The 18,806-nt window shown below is 71.3% G+C and carries 14 protein-coding genes; 5 read left to right on the top strand and 9 right to left on the bottom strand.

From position 1 onward, the window contains the following. Window position 1 precedes the first annotated feature (1 nt). From E3O23_RS08970 to E3O23_RS08960, 3 genes are read right to left on the bottom strand one after another with little or no spacing between them, the layout of a single operon-like run. Window positions 2–1,156 carry a P-loop NTPase gene (locus tag E3O23_RS08970; protein WP_166790463.1) on the bottom strand — a complete coding sequence of 385 codons (1,155 nt, stop codon included), beginning with the start codon at window positions 1,154–1,156 and terminating at the stop codon, window positions 2–4. Next, window positions 1,149–1,718: a DUF1003 domain-containing protein gene (locus tag E3O23_RS08965; protein ID WP_134490221.1), complete on the bottom strand. Its 570-nt coding sequence runs from the start codon at window positions 1,716–1,718 to the stop codon at window positions 1,149–1,151. The genes E3O23_RS08970 and E3O23_RS08965 overlap by 8 nt, the downstream gene beginning before the upstream one ends. After that, window positions 1,705–3,045 carry a magnesium transporter MgtE N-terminal domain-containing protein gene (locus E3O23_RS08960; protein WP_134490219.1) on the bottom strand — a complete coding sequence of 447 codons (1,341 nt, stop codon included), beginning with the start codon at window positions 3,043–3,045 and terminating at the stop codon, window positions 1,705–1,707. The genes E3O23_RS08965 and E3O23_RS08960 overlap by 14 nt, the downstream gene beginning before the upstream one ends. 56 nt (window positions 3,046–3,101) lie before the next feature. Here E3O23_RS08960 and E3O23_RS08955 point away from each other — a divergent pair, with 56 nt between their 5' ends. Then, window positions 3,102–3,809, top strand: coding sequence for a YflT domain-containing protein (locus E3O23_RS08955; RefSeq protein ID WP_134490217.1), 708 nt, complete (start codon window positions 3,102–3,104; stop codon window positions 3,807–3,809). A gap of 141 nt (window positions 3,810–3,950) precedes the next feature. Here E3O23_RS08955 and E3O23_RS08950 read toward each other — a convergent pair whose 3' ends face one another. Together E3O23_RS08950 and E3O23_RS08945 are read right to left on the bottom strand one after the other, a co-directional pair. Then, on the bottom strand, window positions 3,951–5,489 hold the full coding sequence (locus E3O23_RS08950; RefSeq protein ID WP_134490215.1) for an aminopeptidase P family protein: 1,539 nt from the start codon (window positions 5,487–5,489) through the stop codon (window positions 3,951–3,953). Window positions 5,490–5,693: 204 nt separating this feature from the next. Further along, a complete protein-coding gene (locus E3O23_RS08945) occupies window positions 5,694–6,773 on the bottom strand; it encodes an endonuclease/exonuclease/phosphatase family protein (RefSeq protein WP_134490213.1) in 1,080 nt (359 codons plus the stop codon). Window positions 6,774–6,851: 78 nt separating this feature from the next. Between E3O23_RS08945 and E3O23_RS08940 the strand changes: the two genes are divergently transcribed. Then, window positions 6,852–7,721: a PHP domain-containing protein gene (locus tag E3O23_RS08940; protein ID WP_134490211.1), complete on the top strand. Its 870-nt coding sequence runs from the start codon at window positions 6,852–6,854 to the stop codon at window positions 7,719–7,721. Window positions 7,722–7,880: 159 nt separating this feature from the next. Here E3O23_RS08940 and E3O23_RS08935 read toward each other — a convergent pair whose 3' ends face one another. Continuing rightward, a complete protein-coding gene (locus E3O23_RS08935; protein WP_134490209.1) occupies window positions 7,881–9,407 on the bottom strand; it encodes a DEAD/DEAH box helicase in 1,527 nt (508 codons plus the stop codon). Between the two features lie 173 nt (window positions 9,408–9,580). Here E3O23_RS08935 and E3O23_RS08930 point away from each other — a divergent pair, with 173 nt between their 5' ends. Further along, complete coding sequence (locus E3O23_RS08930) at window positions 9,581–10,297, top strand: ferritin-like fold-containing protein (RefSeq protein ID WP_166790462.1); 717 nt, start codon at window positions 9,581–9,583, stop codon at window positions 10,295–10,297. Between the two features lie 77 nt (window positions 10,298–10,374). On the opposite strand, the gene E3O23_RS08925 is transcribed toward E3O23_RS08930, so the two are convergent. Both E3O23_RS08925 and E3O23_RS08920 read right to left on the bottom strand, forming a co-directional pair. After that, the gene (locus tag E3O23_RS08925; RefSeq protein ID WP_134490207.1) at window positions 10,375–10,683 is read right to left on the bottom strand and encodes a hypothetical protein; all 309 of its coding nucleotides are present in this window, start codon (window positions 10,681–10,683) and stop codon (window positions 10,375–10,377) included. Window positions 10,684–10,691: 8 nt separating this feature from the next. Beyond that, complete coding sequence (locus tag E3O23_RS08920) at window positions 10,692–10,916, bottom strand: DUF3107 domain-containing protein (RefSeq protein ID WP_134490205.1); 225 nt, start codon at window positions 10,914–10,916, stop codon at window positions 10,692–10,694. Between the two features lie 98 nt (window positions 10,917–11,014). Here E3O23_RS08920 and E3O23_RS08915 point away from each other — a divergent pair, with 98 nt between their 5' ends. Both E3O23_RS08915 and E3O23_RS08910 read left to right on the top strand, forming a co-directional pair. Then, entirely contained in the window at window positions 11,015–14,221 is a 3,207-nt protein-coding gene (locus tag E3O23_RS08915) for an ATP-dependent helicase (protein ID WP_134490203.1), read from the top strand. Continuing rightward, window positions 14,218–17,607, top strand: a complete 3,390-nt coding sequence (locus E3O23_RS08910; protein WP_134490201.1) for an ATP-dependent DNA helicase — start codon at window positions 14,218–14,220, stop codon at window positions 17,605–17,607. The genes E3O23_RS08915 and E3O23_RS08910 overlap by 4 nt, the downstream gene beginning before the upstream one ends. Here the strand turns inward: E3O23_RS08910 and E3O23_RS08905 are convergent. Further along, window positions 17,508–18,737, bottom strand: a complete 1,230-nt coding sequence (locus E3O23_RS08905; protein WP_134490199.1) for a phosphotransferase — start codon at window positions 18,735–18,737, stop codon at window positions 17,508–17,510. The two genes, E3O23_RS08910 and E3O23_RS08905, sit on opposite strands and share 100 nt — an antisense overlap. Between the last annotated feature and the right edge of the window lie 69 nt (window positions 18,738–18,806).

The raw sequence follows: 18,806 nt of genomic DNA, 5'->3' as shown, positions 1-18,806 counted from the left end.
CCTACCTCGGGGAGATGCCCAGGCTGCGGCCGGCGAGCCCCCGGCCCCGCGTGGCGAGCCGCTCGGCGACGGCCCGGATGGCGAGCGCCGCCGGGTCGGCGGGGTCGCCGAGCACGACCGGAACGCCCCGGTCGCCGCCGGAGCGCAGCGGCACGCTGAGCGGCACCTGGGCGAGCAGGGGCACGGGCGTTTCCTGGTGCGCGGAGAGGCGACTGGCGACCTCGGCGCCGCCGCCGGAGCCGAAGAGTTCGAGCACGGTGCCGTCGGGCTGCGGCAGCCCGGACATGTTCTCGATCACGCCGTAGACGCTCTGGCCGGTCTGGCGGGCGACGACGCCGCTGCGCTCGGCGACCTCTGCGGCCGCCGGCTGCGGGGTGGTGACGACGATGACCTCCGCGTGCGGGAGCAGCTGGCCCACGGTGATCGCCACGTCGCCGGTTCCGGGCGGCAGGTCGAGCAGCAGGATGTCCAGGTCGCCGAAGTAGACGTCGGTGAGGAACTGCTGGATCGTGCGGTGCAGCATCGGTCCGCGCCAGGCCACGGCGACCGACGCGTCCTCGACGAACATCGCGATCGAGATGACCTTCACGTCGTAGGCGATCGGCGGCAGGATCATGTCCCCGACCTGGGTCGGTTTGACGGCGGTGCCGGTCCCGGATCCGCCGGCCGGCTCGGCGACGAGCCCGAGCAGGCCGGGGATGGAGAAACCGTGCACGTCCGCGTCGACGATGCCGACCCGCAGCCCGAGGGCGGCCAGCGCGACGGCCAGGTTGGCGGTGATGGTGGACTTGCCGACGCCGCCCTTCCCGCTGGTGATCGCGTACACGCGGGTCAGCGACTCCGGCCCGAACTGGGTGACGCGCGCCGCCTTGCCGCCGCGCAGCTTCTCGGTCAGGGCCTGGCGCTGCTCCCGGGTCATGACGCCGACCTCGACCGAGGCCCGGCCTGCGCCGGCCACGGATTCCGCGGCCTGGAGCACATCGCGTTCGATCTTCTGCGCGGCGGGGCATCCGGCGATTGTCAGCCGGATCCCGACGGTCACCTGTCCGTCGTCGGCGACGCTCACGCGCTCGACCATGTCCAGCTCGGTGATCGGCTTGCGGATCTCGGGGTCGATCACCCGGGCGAGAGCCGCGTAGACCGCGTCGCTACTCACCCCGGGGACGCTCCTCGCGGTCCCGGTCGGCCGCTTCGCTGCGCCGGGCCCGCCGTGCCTGTTCGTCGCGCTGTTCGAGGTTCTCGAGAACGGAACGCAGTTCCGCCCGGAGGAAGTCCTTGGACGTGAGGTCCTTCATCGCCAGCCGCAGGGCAACGACCTCCCGCGCCAGGTACTCGGTGTCGGCGAGGTTGCGTTCGGCGCGCTGCCGGTCCTGTTCGATCTGCACCCGGTCACGGTCGTCCTGCCGGTTCTGCGCCAGGAGGATCAGGGGCGCCGCGTAGGACGCCTGCAGGGAGAGCACCAGGGTGAGGGCGATGAAGCCCAGCTCGATGGAGTCGAAGCGCAGCGGGGCCGGCGACAGGGTATTCCAGCTGACCCAGGCGGCAACGAACAGGGTCAGCCCGAGGAGGAACCAGGGGGTTCCCATTCCGCGGGCGATCGCCTCGGTGAACCGGCCGAAGCGGTCGCTGCCCCGGCCGAGACCGAAGCCGCCGAGCTTCCGGGAGCGCAGGCCCTTGGGCGCGTCGAGGCGCTGGTCGGAACGGTTAGCCCTGGCCATGGCCGGTCTCCTTCCCGCCGGGCAGGGGGATGCTTCCGGTCCTCAGTTCGCTGCGGACCGCGGCGCGGCGGCGCGCTTCCTCCGTGCCGTCGTGGCTGCGCCAGTCGTCCGGAAGGAGGTAGTCGAGCACGTCGTCGATCGTGACCACTCCGACGAGGCGGTGGTTCTCGTCGACGACGGGCACCGACACGAGGTCGTAGCTGGCGAGGATGCGCGACACCTCGGCCGCCGAGGTCTCGGCGGTGACGGGCTCGAGACCGAGGTCGAGCAGCGTGCCGAGCCGCTCGTGCGGCGGGTAGCGCAGCATCCGCTGGAAGTGCACCATGCCGAGGAAGCGGCCGGTCGGCGGCTCGTACGGCGGGAGGGTGACGCAGATCGCCGCGCCGAGGGCGGGGGCCAGATCGTGGCGGCGGATGAGCGCGAGCCCCTCGGCCACGGTGGCGTCGGCCGATACGATGATCGGTTCGGTCGTCATCAGCCCGCCGGCGGTGTCCGGGGCGTAGGTGAGCAGGAAGCGCACATCGTCGGCCTCCTCCGGCTCCATCAGGTCGAGCAGCTGCTCGCCGCGCTCGGACGGCAGCTGGGCGATCAGGTCGGCCGCGTCATCCGGCTGCATGTGGTCGAGCACCTCGGCGGCCCGGGCGTCGCCGAGCCGGGTCAGGATGCCCACCTGCTCGGTCTCGGGCATCTCCTCGAGCACATCGGCCAGGCGCCCGTCGGGCAGCTCGCCGGCCACCTCGAACATGCGCTCGCGGGGCAGGTCGAGCAGGGTGTTCGCGAGGTCGGCGGGCTTGAGGTCGGAGTAGGTGGCGATGAGCTGCTCGGCGGACTGGGCCTGGCCGACGGTCGACTTCTCGCGTACCTCGCCCCAGGTGACGAACGCCGTCGCGCCCTTGGCGAATGGGGAGGCGCTGGTCTTGGGGCGCCGGACGAAGAGCTGGCTGATCGCCCAGTCGCCCTGGCTGCTCGGCCCGCTCTGCTCGATCGCGACGTCTTCGACGGTCGCCTCGCCGGATCCGTCGTTGAAGGCGACCTTGCGGCCGAGCATCTCGGCGATGACGCGCACTTCGCCGCCGCGCTGTTCGAAGCGGCGCACGTTGATCAGGCCGGTCGTGATGATCTGGCCGGAGCCCATGCTCGTCACCCGGCCGATCGAGACGAACACGCGGCGCTTGCCGGGAATTTCGACGATCAGGCCGACGACGCGGGGCGGGTCGCTTTTTCGGTAGACAACCAGGACGTCGCGCACCTTGCCCACGCGGTCGCCCGCGGGGTCGAAGACGGTGCATCCGGCCAGGCGGGCGACGAAGACTCTGGTGGCACTCACAGTACAAATCTAGGCCACTCACCAGCTATTCCCGGTGAGCGTGGAACAATGGCGGCATGAGTAATCAAAGCCCCTGGTCCAGTCGCGCGGCGGTCCTGTTCCCGGTCCTGCCCAAGGGCGAGGTCCTGGCCACCTTCGAGACGTACAACGAGGCGCAGCAGGCGGTCGAGAAGCTCGCCGTGTCGGACTTCCCGGTGAAACAGCTCTCCATCGTCGGCAACGACCTCAAGAGCGTCGAGCGGGTGACCGGCAAGCTCACCTACGGCCGGGTCGCGCTCGCCGGGGCGGCATCCGGAGCCTGGATGGGCATCTTCTTCGGGGTGTTGTTCTTCATCTTCGCGCCGACGAGCTCCAGCCTCCCGTTCGTGGCCGCCGCCCTGCTGATCGGCGCGGGCTTCGGGATGTTCTTCGGTCTGGTCAGCTACGCGCTGAACCGTCGTCGCCGGGACTTCACCTCGACGATGCAGGTGATCGCGAGCAACTACCAGGTGATCGTCGAGCCGGGCCTGGTGCACCGTGCGCGCAACCTGCTGGCCGGGGTGCCGGAGGCAGCGGCGCCCGCCGCCCCGCCGCATGTCGCGGAGCCGCCTCGCGCCGCGGAGCCGCCAGTTCCCGGCACCGAGCCGCCCACAGGGTCGCCAGCGGCGCCGCCCGTCCAGCCGCCGGCTCCCGGCTCCGAGCGGCCCAGGTACGGTGTCCAGTCCCCGGCTCCCGCTCCCGGCGCCGAGCCGTCCGCCCAGCCGCCGGCGCCGCCCGCCCCGTAGCCGCACCCGCCGGCCGCAATCCCCCCGCAACACCCTCCGCCGAACTGTGAGTTTGGCACCTTCGTGGCGCCCGCGAAGGTGCCGAACTCACAGTTCGGCGGGGTTTCGCGCGGCGCGCTGGGCGCGGCGGGGCGAGGGCGACTAGGACGTGAGGGTGGCGATCCAGGCCTCGACGTCGGTGGAGGTGCGCGGGATGGCGGCGGAGAGGTTCTCGGCGCCGTCGGCGGTCACGACGATGTCGTCTTCGATCCGCACGCCGATGCCGCGGTATTCGGCAGGAACGGTGAGGTCGTCAGCCTGGAAGTACAGGCCGGGCTCGATCGTGAAGACCATTCCGGCCTCGATCACGCCGTCCATGTACATCTCGCGCCGCGCCTGAGCGCAGTCGTGCACGTCGAGACCTAGGTGGTGGCTCGTGCCATGAACCATGTAGCGGCGGTGGTGGCCGTTCTCCGGCTGCAGCGCCTCGTTGGCGGTGACCGGGAGCATGCCCCATTCGGCGGTGCGGCGGGCGATGACGGCCATGGCCGCGGCGTGCACCTCGCGGAACACGATGCCGGGGCGCACGACGGCGAAGGCGGCATCCGCTGCCTCGAGCACGGCGTCGTAGACGCGCCGCTGCACCTCGCTGAACCGGCCGTTCACGGGCAGCGTGCGGGTGATGTCGGCGGTGTAGTAGCTGTCGAGTTCGACGCCGGCGTCGAGCAGGATCATGTCGCCCGGCAGGACGGGGCCGTCGTTGCGGGTCCAGTGCAGGATGCAGGCGTGCGGGCCGGATGCCGCGATCGTGTCGTAGCCGACCGCGTTGCCGTCGACCCGGGCGCGCGTGTTGAACACGCCCTCGACGAGGCGCTCGCCGCGCTGGTGCGTGCTGGCGCGGGGCAGGTCGCGGATGACGTCGTCGAAGCCGCGCCCGGTGGCCGCGACGGCGAGGCGCATCTGCTCGATCTCGTACGAGTCCTTGACGAGGCGCAGCTCCGACAGGTCGCGGGCGAGCTGCTTGTCCGGGTCGTGCTCGCCGTTGACCTCGAGGCTGAACGGGGAGTCGGAGGCGTTCATGCTCAGGACCTTGTCGGCGGCGAAGCGGAGACGGGCCTCGTCGACCTCGTCGGTGAATTCGGGATCTGCGCCGCGGACCACGAGGGTCTCGCTGTCGACGGATCGGAGCACGGACTCGAGCTCGGCGATGCCGCGCACAGCCAGGCCGAGATCGGCCGAAACCTGCTCGATCGACGGGCGCGGGCCGATCCAGAACTCGCCGATCTCGGCGTTGGCATAGAACTCGTCGGAGTCGCGGCCCGCGGCCTCGCGGAAGTACAGGGTCGCATCGTGGCCGGCGGCGGTCGGCTCGAGCACGAGGACGGCGCCGGGCTCGGCGTCGGCGCCCCAGCCGGTGAGGTGGGCGAAGGCGGAGTGGGCGCGGAAGGCGTAGTCGGTGTCGTTCGAGCGCTGCTTGAGGCGGCCGGCCGGGATGACCAGGCGCTGTCCCCGGTACAGGGCCGAGAGGCGCGCGCGGCGAGCGGCGGCGAACGGGGCCTGCTCCCGGGCGGTGCGAACCGCGTCAGTGCGGTCCGCCCACTGGCTGGAAATATACGACTTGAAGACGTCCGAATTCGGGGTGGTGGAGCGGTTCTCGTTCGAACGGGGGACTGGCGTGATCACAGTGTCGGTAGAGGCCATTCAGCCATTCTCCCACTGCCAGTCGGGCAGATGCTGAGCGCGCGCCCGGCCTCCGCCCACGCACCCGAACGCGCCTCCGCCCACGCGCTCGCCCACGCACCCGCCACGTACTCGCCGAACTGTGAGTTTGGCACCTTCCCGAGGCCCACGAAGGTGCCAAACTCACGGTTCGGCGATGGGTTGCAGGGGGCGGTGGGGCGCGGGTCAGGGGGTGAGGGAGAGGGTGGCGACGATGGGGCGGTGGTCGCTGCCGGAGTCGTCCCTGGACGCGATCACCTGCATGCTGTCGACCTGCCAGTTGGGGGTCGTCAGCACGTGGTCGATCGGGCTCCCAAGGAGCATCGGTGCGGAGGCCGGCCAGGTGCCGACGGCCGCCGATCCGACCGACAACGCGGCATCCCGGCAGTCCCCCAGGACGGCCGAGTCGGTCGCCGCGCGGCCGGCCATGTGGTCGATCGTCGCGTTGAAATCCCCGGCCATGATGATGTTCTTGCCGGTGCACTGGTCGGCCAGCCAGTCGAGGTCGGAGCGCCAGTTGGGCATTTCGAACTGGATCGGGGAGACGGCGTGAACGGCGACGACCGTCGGTCCGTTCCCGTCGGCCGGCGAGGCGACCACGGTCGGCAGCACGTTGGTGTTGCCGGGCGGGCCGGAGCCCGCGGCGCTCTTCACCTCGTAGTCGCCGAGGTCCGGGCTGATCAGCAGCGTCGTCGACCGGGCCTTGGAGATGAGGTCGAAAGCGACGGTATGCACCCACATCGGACGGCCGCCGACGCGCATGGCCTCGGCAATGGCCACGCCGGTCTTCTCGGTCGTCTCCGGCAGGGTGACGATGTCGGCGTCCTGCTCGAGGGCGAGCTTCGCGATCGCGGCGGCGCCGGGCGCGTCGCCGAGGGTGTTCCAGCTGAGCACGGTCACGCTGTCGGCCGTTCCCGCCTCGCTCGCAGCTCCCGCCCAGGCGGCCGGCGCCGCGCTCTCGTCAGCAGAGGCCTGCCCGGCATCCGTTTTGATGCCCCGCGAAGCCAGGATGGCGGTGTTGGTGACGCCGAACAGCAGCAGCGCCACCATGAGCAGTCCGGCCAGCCGGCGCAGGGGGCGGAAGGGCAGGAGCAGCAGGAGCACGACGATTCCGGCCGCCGCACCGACGACCGCGAGGCCGCGCAGGGACACCACATGGGCGACGACCCAGGCGTTCTGCAACCCGAAGAGCTGCGGCCAGCTGAGGATCAGCAGGGCGACGGAGACCCCGATAGCAATCAGGGCGCTTAAGAATCGGGTTGGCATGGCCTGTTCAGGCTAGGCGAGATTGCTGGAAGTCGGCTCAGCCACGCCCCGGCGGTCGCGCGCAACTAGCATGGGGATATGGCAGGCGAGCGGCGTTTCAGGGGTCCCATCGACCTGCACACCCACTCCAGCGTCTCCGACGGCACGGAGACCCCGTCCCAGCTGATCCGGGCGGCCGCGGCGGCCGGCCTCGGCACGGTCGCGCTGACCGATCACGATTCGACCGCCGGATGGCCGGAGGCCGTCGAGATGGCCCGCGAAGTCGGCATCACACTCATCCGCGGCATGGAGTTGAGCACCCGCGAGCGGTTCACCAGCGTGCACCTGCTGGCCTACCTGTTCGACCCCTCGGATGCCGGAATCGTCGCGGAGACGGCCCGGATCCGTTCGGCGCGGCTCACCAGGGCGGAACAGATGGTGGAACGCATCGGAGCCGACTACGAGCTCACCTGGGATGACGTCCTGGCGCAAACGACGGAGGGCGCAACGGTCGGCCGTCCGCACATCGCCGACGCGCTCGTCGCGCGCGGACTGGTCCTCACCCGCAGCGAGGCCTTCTCCGGCATCCTGCACTGGGAGGCCGGGTACTACCAGCCGCACTACGCGCCCGATCCGCTCTTCGCGATCCGCCTGGTCCGGGCGGCCGGCGGGGTTCCGGTGCTCGCGCACCCGGCGACGCGCGGGGTCGCGCACATGATCCCGGAAAAGCGGCTCGCCGAGATGGCCGAGGCGGGGCTTTTCGGGCTCGAACTGGAGCACCGGGAGAACGAGCCCGAGGCCAAGGCGAGGCTGTACGTGCTGGCGGCGAAGTACGGCCTGGCCGTGACCGGGTCGAGCGACTACCACGGCACGGGCAAGCCGAACCGGCTGGGCGAGAACACGACGGCGCCCGAGGTGCTCGATCAGATCATCGAGCAGGGAACGGGCACGCCACCGATCTACGGCTGACGCGGTCGCAGGGTCGCGCGGTGTCTCACTTTTTGAGATGCGCAGATCAGTTGAGATGCGGAGAAAGTACCTTCAATGGCGTGGGGAAGATACTTTGTCCGCGACTCAGTTGCGTGTTGCGTGTTGCGTGTTGCGTGTTGCGTGGGCTGGCGGGCCGGCCTAGACCGCGCCGGTGCTGCCGGCCTGCGGCGAGCGGCGACGGGTGCGGCTGCGGCGGCGGGGAGCGTTGTTGCCGTCGTGGTGCTCGGCGCCTCCGCCATCGTGCGTGCCGGCCGCGGGCGTTGCCGCCGGGGCATCCGGGTTGGTGGTCGTGCCCACGCGGGTACGGCTGCGCGGGGGACGTCCGCCGGCCTGGTCGCCGGAGCGGCCGGCGTCCGAACGGCCGGAACCCGAGCGAACGGAATCCGAACGGCCGGAGCGCCCGGAGTCAGAGCGGCCTCCGCCGGAGCGCCCGGAGTCCGAACGGCCCCCGGCGGCGCCGGCCACGACCTCCTTGATCGGGGTGGCCCGCAGGCGCCCCTTGGAACCGGCCGGGATGTTCAGGTCGGTGAAGAGGTGCGGCGAGGACGAGTAGGTCTCCATCGGCACGGGGGTGCCGAAGTCGAGCGCCTTGTTGATGAGCGTCCACTTGTGCAGGTCGTCCCAGTCGACGAAGGTCACGGCGATGCCGGTCTTGCCGGCGCGGCCGGTGCGGCCCACGCGGTGCAGGTACGCCTTGTCGTCTTCGGGGATGGTGTGGTTGATCACGTGGGTGACGTCTTCGACGTCGATGCCGCGGGCGGCGACATCCGTGGCAATCAGGATGTCCTTCTTGCCGGCCTTGAACGAGGCCATGGCGCGTTCGCGCTGTTCCTGGTTCAGGTCGCCGTGCACGGCGGTGGCGTTGAAGCCGCGGTCGCCGAGTTCCTCGACGAGCTTCGCGGCGGCGCGCTTGGTGCGGGTGAAGATGACCGTCTTGCCGCGGCCGTCGGCCATCAGGATGCGGCCGATCACCTCGTCCTTGTCCATGTTGTGCGCACGGTAGACCAGGTGCTCGATGTTGGCCTGCATGAGGCCCTCGTCGGGGTCGGTGGCGCGGATGTGGATGGGCCGGTTCATGAAGCGGCGCGCGAGGGCGACGATCGGGCCGGGCATCGTCGCGGAGAACAGCATGGTGTGGCGGGTGGCCGGGGTCTGCGCGAACAGCTTCTCGATGTCGGCGAGGAAGCCGAGGTCGAGCATCTTGTCGGCCTCGTCGAGCACCATCTCCTGCACGTTGGCGAGGCTCAGCAGGCGCTGGCTGGCGAGGTCGAGCAGGCGGCCGGGGGTGCCGACGACGATCTGCGCGCCGGCCTTGAGGGCCTCGATCTGGCCCTCGTAGGCCTTGCCGCCGTAGATCGAGACGATCGTGGTGTCGCGGTTCTTCGCGGCCAGCTCGAGGTCCTCGGAGACCTGCACGCAGAGTTCGCGGGTCGGCACCACGACGAGCGCCTGCACGCCGGGCGCCGGGTTCAGGCCGAGGCGCTGGATGAGGGGGAGGCCGAAGCCGAAGGTCTTGCCGGTGCCGGTCTTGGCCTGGCCGATGATGTCCTGGCCGCTGAGGGCGAGGGGGATTGTCTGTACCTGGATGGGGAACGGTTCGAGGATGCCTTTGTCGACGAGCGCGTCGACCATGTCCTGGTCGATATTTAGTTCGGAGAAAGTCACGAATGTATGCCTGTTCATTTGCTGGAAGAGGGATGCGCCCGTCTTCTTGCAGCGGGCACCGGCCACCGATCCATGTCGATGGCGTGAGCCCAGCTTACCGGGCGCCTGCTGGGAACCGGCCTTGACGGGGCTCCAGCGCTGCGCGGCGCGCCGCGCTGTCCTAAGCTGAGCGCGTGATCTCGTGGCTTGATAAGCGACCGAAGCGGTCGGAAACACCCCGGCTGGGCGCCCGCAGGGTGAAGCTGGCGACCACGAAAGTCGACATCAGCGACCTCACGCCGCAGGTGATGCCCTACCTCGGCCAGGCCGCCTACTTCGAGCTGGCGGTCTTCGAGAGCCTGGCCGGCGCCGTGGCGACCGCGCCGAACCTGGCCGCCCGCGAAGGGCTGAGCGCCGCGGCGGGACGTGCGCTGTCCAAACACCACGGCCTGATCCAGGAGATCCGCCGGCGCGGAGGCGAGCCCGCAGTGGAGATGACGCCGTTCGCGCCGGCCCTCGACCTCTACCGGCAGAAGACCACCGGCGCCGACTGGCACGAGGTGCTGCTCAGCTGCTATCTCACCGGCGGGCTGCTCGACGACTTCTTCATCCGGCTCTCCGACGGCCTGCCCGGCGACGTCGGCCCCCGGATCGCGAAACTGCTCGGCGAGGATGCCGGCACCGAGGTTCTTGTGCACGAACTCAAGGTGGCGATCAATGCCGATCCGACCCTGGGGTCGCGCCTGGCCATGTGGGGCCGTCGGCTCGTCGGCGACACCCTGCTGGTGGCGCGGTCGGCCATGGCGTTGTCGGCCGCGTCGGGCACCGAAGAGTCCCGGATCGAGCCGGTCTTCACGGAACTCATCGCGGCGCACACCCGCCGGATGGACGGGCTCGGCCTCACGGCCTGACGCGCTCCACTCCGGCCAGTTTCGCCTCGGCCAGTTTCGCCCGGCCAGTTCCGCCCAGCCAGTTCGGCCCGGCCCGTTCAGGCGTGGTGCGGAACGCCGTTCTTCGCGAGGCGCTGCTGCAGTTCCCGGTCGGCCTGTGCACGCCGACGGGACAGCAGGATGTCCACCGCGGCCGAGGCCGCGGCAGACAGGCCCAGGGCGACCCACCAGATCCAGCCGCCGTCCCATTTCCAGCCGAGCCAGGTCAGCGCGACCCAGGCGGCCGACGCGACCGCCGTGCCGACGGCCGGAACCAGGACGGCCCCGTGGAAGTCACGTCCGGGCAGCAAGTAGCGCGCGGCCAGCCCGAGAATGGCCCCGCCGAGGGCCACGAACAGGAGTTCCACGGCTGGTGCTAGGCGACGAAGCCGACGCGGCGGGAGGTTTCGGAACCCAGCTCGACGTAGGCGAGGCCGATCGTCGGGACGATGTAGATCCGCCCCTTGTCGTCCGAGAGCTTCAGGTAGCCGGTGGAGCCGGCCAGCGCCTTTGCCACCGCTTCCTCGATCTCGGCCGCCGGCTGAGATGTCTCGAAACCGATCTCACGGGGGGAGTTGAAGATGCCAATACGGATATCCACCAGATGCGCCTTTCGTAGCCTGTTCGCCCACAGTACGACAGAACCCCCGGCCGCCCCGACACCGTTCACTGTCGGCGGAACCCAGTAGCTTTGAATTCGTGACCACCCCAGGATTCGAGCGCCGTACCGACCCCGATACGTCGACCGACGCCGACCACCTGGACGACAGCCAGCGGGCGGTCCTCGGCCTCGCGGACGGGGCATCGGCCGCCGTGATCGGCGCCCCCGGCACCGGCAAGACGACCACACTCGTCGAGCTCGTCGCGGACCGCGTGCTCCGGCGCGGGTACTCGCCGAGCGAGGTGCTCGTGCTGGTGCCCACCCGTTCCGGCGCCACCGCCCTGCGCGATCGCCTGGCCCTGCGGCTCGGCGTGCCCACGAACGGCCCGCTCGCCCGCACCGCCAACTCGCTCGCCTTCCAGGTCGTGCGAGATGCCGAGGCCCGGGCCGATGGCACGTCCCCGACCCTCCTCACCGGCGGCGAGCAGGACCAGATCATCGCCGAACTGCTCGCCGGGCACCTCGCCGACGGCACCGGCCCGAACTGGCCCGACCCCCTCGGGCCCGAGGTCAGGCGGCTGCGCGGCTTCCGCACCGAGCTGCGCGACCTGATGATGCGCGCCGTGGAATACGGCGTCACGCCGGCGCGGCTGGCCGCCCTCGGCCGGGACGCTGAGCGGCCGGAGTGGGTGGCGGCGGCCGAATTCATCCGCGGCTACGAAGAGGTCAAGGACCAGACCCGCCCGGGGCAATACGACTCCACCGAACTCGCCCAGTACGCGGCGGCCGTCGTGCAGGCGGCACCGCGAGGCCACACGCCGACCGGGGCGCTCGGCGCCCTGGACGGGCTGCGCCTGATCGTGCTCGACGACGCCCAGGAAACCACCCAGGGCACCCTCGAGCTGCTCGCCAGGTTCGCCGCGCGCGGAGTGGCCATCGTCGCGTTCGGCGACCCCGACATCAGCACCGGTTCCTTCCGCGGCGCCCACCCGGATGCCCTCGGCCGGCTCGGCGCGTACCTCGGCGTCGACACCGCACCGGCGCTCATCCTCGGCCGCGTGTACCGGCACGGACCTGCCCTCCGGGCCGTCGTCCACGAGATCACCGGCCGGATCGGCGCCGCGGCCGCGGGAACCCAGCGCTCCGTCTCGGTCAGCCCGGCCGTCACGGTGCGCGCCGCGCCCGTGCAGGCCGCCATCGCCGCCAGCCCGGCCGAGCAGCTCGCGGTGATCGCCCGCCGGCTCCGGGAACGCCACGTGATCGGCGGCGTCCCGTGGGGGCAGATGGCCGTGATCGTGCGCACCGGGTCGCTCGTCCCGGCGCTGTCCAAGGGACTGGCCGCCCTCGAGGTCCCCACCCAGGTGGCGACGGCGCAGACCGCCCTCCGCGACGAACACGCCGTCCGGGCCTTCATCCTTGCCCTCGAGGTGACGCTCGGGCGCAGGGCCCTCGACGCCGACGCCGCGGTCGACCTGTTGCGCGGCCCGCTCGGCGGCCTCGACCCGATCACGCTCCGGCGGCTGCGGGCGGCGCTCCGGCAGCAGGCCCTCTCGTCTGACGACGAAGGCGCCGACGCCGGGCGCAGCCCGGACCAGCTGCTCGTCGAGGCGCTGACCGTGCCCGGTGCGCTCGCGATGATCGACAACCGCACGGCCCGCAAGACCACCGCCTTCGGCGAGAGCCTGCGCACGGCGGCCGCCGAGTACCGGGCCGGAGCGACCATCGAGGAACTGCTCTGGGGTCTCTGGCAGCGCAGCCGCCTGGCCGACGTCTGGTTCGACCAGTCGGCCGGAACCGGGATCGTCGCCGACGAGGCCAATCGCAACCTCGACGCGATCGTGGCCCTCTTCGCGGCGGCCCAGCGGTTCGTGGAACGCACCCCGGCTGCGCCGCCGCTGCTCTTCCTGGAACACCTCGTCGACACCGACGTGCCCGAAGACACCCTGGCGCCGCGCGCCCTCGGCGACGCCGTCGTCGTCTCGACGCCGAGCGGCAGCATCGGCCGGGAGTTCGAGGTCGTCGTGCTCGCCGGCCTGCAGGAAAACGTCTGGCCCGACCTGCGCATCCGCGGCTCGCTGCTGGGCGCCGGCGAGCTGGCCGCCGTCGCCAGCCGCGAGGACCGGGACGCCGACCCGCGCCGGGCCGTGCTGCACGATGAGCTGAGGATGTTCGCCCAGGCCGCCTCCCGGGCCACCGGCGAGCTGCTCCTGACCGCGGTCGACGACGAAGACCACCAACGCTCGGTGTTCGCCACCCGCCTGCTCGAGAACCTCCTGCCCGACAAGGCCCTCAAAGCCGACTCCGCCAGCCTGTACCCGCTGTCCCTGCGCGGCATGGTCGGCCGGCTGCGGAGCGAACTGACCGGCGCGCTGCGGCGGGCGGCCGGCCCCGACGAGCTGACCGGCAGGCGGGCACAGGATGCCGCGGCCACCCTGGCGCGGCTCGCGCGGGAGTCGGTGCCCGGCGCCGCCCCGCTCGAGTGGTACGGCATCCGGGGGCAGAGCACGACGCGCCCGCTCAACGACCCGGACGCCGGCGACGGGCCGGTGCGGGTCTCGCCATCGAAGATGTCCGCCGTCGAAACGTGCCCGCTGCACTGGATGATCGGACAGGTCGGCGGCGGAGGCGGCAGCACGGCGGCCAACCTCGGCACGATCATCCACAAGGTCATGGAAGACGCCACCGACATCAGCCCGGAGTCGCTCTGGCAGCACGTCGAGGCACGGTGGGGCGAGCTGGTCTTCGACGCCGACTGGCAGTCCCGGCTGCACAAGCTCGAGGCGCGTACCCTCACCGACCGACTCGCCTCCTACCTCCGCGACGCCGAACGGGCCGGCACCACGCTGCTCAGCGCGGAAGGCCGGTTCACGCTCGAGGTCGGCGGAGCCGTCCTGTCCGGCACCGTCGACCGGGTCGAGCAGCTCAGCGACGGCCGCGCCGTCATCGTCGACCTGAAGACCGGCAAGGGCGACCCGACCGCCGACTCCGGGGTGGCGGAGCATCCTCAGCTCGGTGCCTACCAGCTCGCCTTCCACGACGGCGCGATCGCCGGCATCCCGCCCGGCACGGAGCTGGCCGGCGCCCGGCTGCTGATCGTGTCCTCCGGCACGCAGAAGCAGAACTACCGCAACCCCACCCAGCAGGCCTTCACCCCGGAGCAGGTCGAGACGTTCCGCAGCCGCGTCGGCGATGACGCGAAGGTCATGGGCGGCGCCGTCTTCCTCGCCGAAATCGCCAACCATTGCCTCGACCCCTGGTCCTTCGGGTCCTGCCGCATCCACGTCATCAAGCAGGTCAGCTCATGAACCCCGCCAGCCCGCCAGCCGTCTCCGCCGTGCAGATCGCCGAGGCGCTGGGGAAGCCGACGCCGACCGCTGAGCAGCAGGCCGTCATCCAGGCGCCGCTTGTGCCCACCCTCGTCGTCGCCGGGGCCGGCAGCGGCAAGACCGAAACCATGGCCAACCGGGTGCTCTGGCTGCTCGCGAACGGGCACGCCACACCCGACCAGATCCTCGGCCTCACCTTCACCCGCAAGGCGGCGGGGGAGCTGGCCGAACGCATCAACGAGCGGATCGCCCAGCTCGTCGAGGTTGGCCTGATGCCCCGGCCCGCCGGCCTCGCCGACGACGGCGTCACCCGCGACTCGTCCGACCTCTTCGACACGCCCACGGTGTCGACCTACAACTCCTTCGCCAGCCGGCTGTTCAGCGACAACGCCCTCCTGCTCGGCCGGGAACCCGAGTCTGTGCTGCTCTCCGAGACCTCCGCGTGGCTGCTGGCCAGGCGCACGGTGATCGAGCACGGCGACAACCGGCTCGTACCGTTCGGCAAGAACCTCGACACTGTGACGGATGCCGTGCTGCGGCTCAGCCGGGCGCTCGCCGAAAACCCCCCGGCTTTCGTCCACGGCGAGCCGGCCGGGTCGCACGACCTCGCCGGGCTGGCCGAGGGCTTCGCCTACCTGCCCGACCTCCCGTACGGGTCCGCCGCGAAGAAGAAGCCCTACGACTCGGTCATGGACTCGCTCGCGGCGGTGGCCCCGCTGCCCGTGCTGGCCGAACTGGCCGACCGCTACCAGCTTGAGAAGCGCCGCCTCGGCCTGATCGAGTTCTCCGACCAGGTCGCCCTCGCCCTCCAGGTCTGCCGCAAGGTCGACAGCGTCGGGGTCCGCGCCCGCGACCAGCACCGCATCGTGCTGCTCGACGAATACCAGGACACCTCCGTGCTGCAGACCGAGCTGCTGCACACGCTGTTCGCCGATCATCCGGTCATGGCCGTGGGCGACCCGCACCAGTCGATCTACGGCTGGCGTGGAGCCAGTTCGGCGAACCTGCTCGGCTTCCGCGCGGACTTCAACCGGGCCCCCGTCAACCTGGCCGACGCCGGCGCCGCTCGCCCCGCGAGTCGCGACGCGATGTCCCTCTCCTACACCTGGCGCAACCCGGCGTCCGTGCTCGACGTCGCGAACACGCTGGTGGCACCGCTCAGCGAGGCGCTCCGGGCCCGGCCCGGCGGCATCCAGGTGGAAACCCTCAAGGTGCCCGGCGGCAAGGAGGCCGGCCGGGTCGACGGCCTCATGCTCGAGACGATGGCCGAGGAGGCCGAGCACGTCGCCCGGTGGTTCGCCGCCAGGCTCGACGGCGGATCGCGCTCCGGCGCCATGCTGTTCCGGGCCAGGCGGGACATGGAGTTCTTCGCCGAGGTGCTGCGCGCGCACGGCGTCAAGGCGCACGTGCTCGGCCTCGGCGGCCTGCTGTCCACCCCGGAGGTCGCCGACGTGGTGAGCGTGCTCCGGGTGGCACACGACCCCTCGGCGGGCAGCGAACTCGTGCGGTTGCTCAGCGGTGGACGCTGGCGCATCGGCCCGCGCGACCTGCAGGCCCTCGCCGGGGTCGCGTCCTGGCTCGCCTCCCACGACTGGGCACAGCAGGCGGTCAGCGACGAGCTCAAGGCGAAGATCCGCGCCTCCGTCGCCGGCGACGATGTGAGTTCCCTCGTCGATGCCCTGGACTTCGTGGCGGCTGCCTCGGAGACGCACGGCCAGCTCGCCGGTTTCAGCGACGAGGGCCGAGGTCGCCTGCGCGAGGCCGGTCGGCAGCTGGCCTGGTTCCGGTCCAGGGCCGGGTTGCCGCTGCTGGATTTCGTGCGCCTGATCGAACAGGAAACGCTGCTCGACGTCGAGTTGGTCGCCAACGAGTCCCACGGCCGGGGACTGGCGAACCTGTACGCCTTCCACGACACCGTCACCGCCTTCCTCGACAGCGACGAGCAGGGCAGCCTGGGCAGCTTCCTGCGCTGGCTGGCGCGCGCCGAGCGGCAGGACGACCTGGGCCCCCGCGGCGAGACATCCGAGCCGGGCACCGTGCAGCTGCTCACCGTGCACGGCGCCAAGGGGCTCGAATGGGACTTCGTCGCCATCCCCAACCTCACCGAGAACAGCCTGCCGGCCAAGGCGAAGGAGGGGGCCGGCTGGCTCCGCTTCGGCGAGCTGCCCTACCCGATGCGCGGCGACCGGGCCGAGTTGCCGGAACTGCAGCACTCCGGCCACGACACCCAGAAGTCCTACGACACCGAGTTCGCCCGGTACAAGGCCGAACTCGGCGCCCGCCACGCCGCCGAGGAGCGGCGGCTCATCTACGTTGCCACGACGAGGGCGCAACGGGAGCTCCTGCTCACGGGCTCCTTCTGGGCGGGCGGCTCGACCGTCCGGAAGCCCAGCCGCTTCCTCGTCGAACTCTCCGATGCCGGGCTCATCGAGCCCGTCGCCGTTGACAGCGCGGAGACCGAGAAACCCGAGGTGGTCGGCGCCGGCCGGGAGACCTGGCCGTTCGACCCGCTGGGAACCCGGCGCCCCGTCGTGGAGGCCGCGGCCGACCTTGTGCTCGCGGCCGGGGACTCGGGCCAGGACCGCCCCACGATCTGGACCCACGACGTCACCCTCCTCCTCGAGGAACGGGCGCTGCGGCTGGCGGGGGCCGGCGTGATGGCGCTGCCCACCCGCATCCCGGCGTCACGGTTCAAGGACTACCTCGACGACCCCGCCGCGGTTGCCGCCGGGCTGCGCCGGCCGATGCCGGAGAAGCCCTACCGCGCGACGCGCCTGGGCACGCTGTTCCACTCGTGGGTGGAGCGCCGGGCCGGCGGTGCCGGCTCCGGCGACCTGGTCGACGCCGGGCCGGAGGAACTCGACCTGGACTTCGAGCTCGGTCACGAGCCGGAAGGCGGCGCCGAATCGGCGGACGACGCCGAACTGGCCGAGCGGCGGCAATTCGAGCGGTTCAAGGCCACCTTCGAGCGCTCCCAGTGGGCCGCTCGGAAGCCCGAGGAGGTGGAGCTGGAGATCCACCACGTCATGTGCGGGCAGGTCTTCATCTGCAAGCTCGATGCCGTCTACGGCACCGAGACCGGCTATCAGGTCGTCGACTGGAAGACCGGCAAGGCGCCCCGGAACGCCGCCGATCTCGAACTCAAGCAGACCCAGCTCGCCCTCTACCGGCTCGCCTACGCGCGCTGGAAGGGGATCGACCCGGCCCTTGTCGACGCCGTCTTCTACTTCGTCGCCGACGACACCATCGTGGTGCCGGACCGGCTCTACTCGGAGGAGGACCTCGTGGCCGCCTGGTCGTCGGTGGCCCGGCCGATGTCGACGGGGCCGGTTGCGGCATCCGAATCGTGGAAGGGCCGCGGCTGATCGATCGCGCCGGTCTCCGCCAGGGCGCGATCGTCGGAGTCGCCATAGTCGGAGTCGCCGTCGTCGAACTCGCTCTTTCGGAACGCCGACATGTCGTACGCGTCGGTGTGCATGGCCGATCCGTTGTCCGGGCGGGGCGCGCCGCGAGGCGTTGACTGGAGCATCGATTCGACCGCGGTGACGTCCAGCACCGGGGCCGTCGCCGGGGACAGCGGGTGCATCGTCTGGCTGTGCACGTTTTCGACCAGCCCGTCGAGCATCACCACGGCGTCGTCGACGATGGCCTGGTTGCGCGTCGCGGTGCCGTGCAGCAGCCAGCGAGCGAGTTCCATCTCGGCATAGAGCATCGCCCGCTGGGTGATCCGCGGGTCGCTGCCCTGGCGGGCGGTGGAATACGCGGTGATCGCGGCTTCCGCTTCCGCTCCGCGCGCGGCCAGGAGCCAGTGCAGGTCACGGGCGGGGTCGCCGACGCTGAGCCCGGCCCAGCCGAGGATCCCGGACACGGCGTCGTCGGTGATCAGGAAGGATTCGGCCGCGAGGGAGCCGTGGATCACGGTCGGCGGGAACTGCCACAGTGCGTCGTCGTCGGTGGCCTGCTCCCAGCGGCGCAGGATGGCGGCCGGAAGGTAGCCCGTGTCGGCGGCACGGTCGATCACGTCGATGGCGCCGGCCCGGCACTCCGCGGCGGTCTGCTGCGGCAGGCCCGCGGTGCCGACGAACGCGGTCGGCAGCCCGTGGATCGCCGCGATCGCGCGGCCGATCGAGCCGGACACTCCCGCGTGCCCGGTGAGGGCATTCGCGTCGAAGGCGTCGCCGGGGAGGAGCTCATAGACGACCGCCCGGGTTCCTCCGGCCGGGGCCTGGCCGACGAACTGGGGCACGTCGAACGGCAGCCGGCTGCGGTTGCCGATGGTCAGCGCGCGGAGGGCGACGAGGTCGGCCGACTGCTCGGTTTCGGCGGCCTGCGACCGCGGAACGCGGATGATCAGCCGGCGGCCGTCACGGCCGACGAGCAGGGCGGAATCGAAGCGGCCGTGGGCGCCGAGACTGTGCGCGCGGGCCTGGGCGACGTCGAGCTCCGCAACAGCGGAGGTGGCCAACGCGGCTAGAGTGAGATGGGATCTGGCCATGCCTTCTAGGTTAGGTCGACTTCCGTCCGGCGTCACAGTTCGCCACGCCTGCAGACGACTTCGGCAGGT

The organism is Cryobacterium tagatosivorans, assembly GCF_004402215.1.
GTDB classification, from domain to species: domain Bacteria; phylum Actinomycetota; class Actinomycetes; order Actinomycetales; family Microbacteriaceae; genus Cryobacterium; species Cryobacterium tagatosivorans.
This window is presented reverse-complemented; position numbering and strand designations above follow the sequence as displayed.

Bases quoted from the DNA above. Each gene is read 5' to 3' on its own strand.
- E3O23_RS08955 (WP_134490217.1), top strand. From the start codon at position 3,102: ATGAGTAATCAAAGCCCCTGGTCCAGTCGCGCGGCGGTCCTGTTCCCG.
- E3O23_RS08945 (WP_134490213.1), bottom strand. From the start codon at position 6,773: ATGCCAACCCGATTCTTAAGCGCCCTGATTGCTATCGGGGTCTCCGTC.
- E3O23_RS08910 (WP_134490201.1), top strand. From the start codon at position 14,218: ATGAACCCCGCCAGCCCGCCAGCCGTCTCCGCCGTGCAGATCGCCGAG.
- E3O23_RS08965 (WP_134490221.1), bottom strand. From the start codon at position 1,718: ATGGCCAGGGCTAACCGTTCCGACCAGCGCCTCGACGCGCCCAAGGGC.
- E3O23_RS08905 (WP_134490199.1), bottom strand. From the start codon at position 18,737: ATGGCCAGATCCCATCTCACTCTAGCCGCGTTGGCCACCTCCGCTGTT.
- E3O23_RS08940 (WP_134490211.1), top strand. From the start codon at position 6,852: ATGGCAGGCGAGCGGCGTTTCAGGGGTCCCATCGACCTGCACACCCAC.
- E3O23_RS08950 (WP_134490215.1), bottom strand. From the start codon at position 5,489: ATGGCCTCTACCGACACTGTGATCACGCCAGTCCCCCGTTCGAACGAG.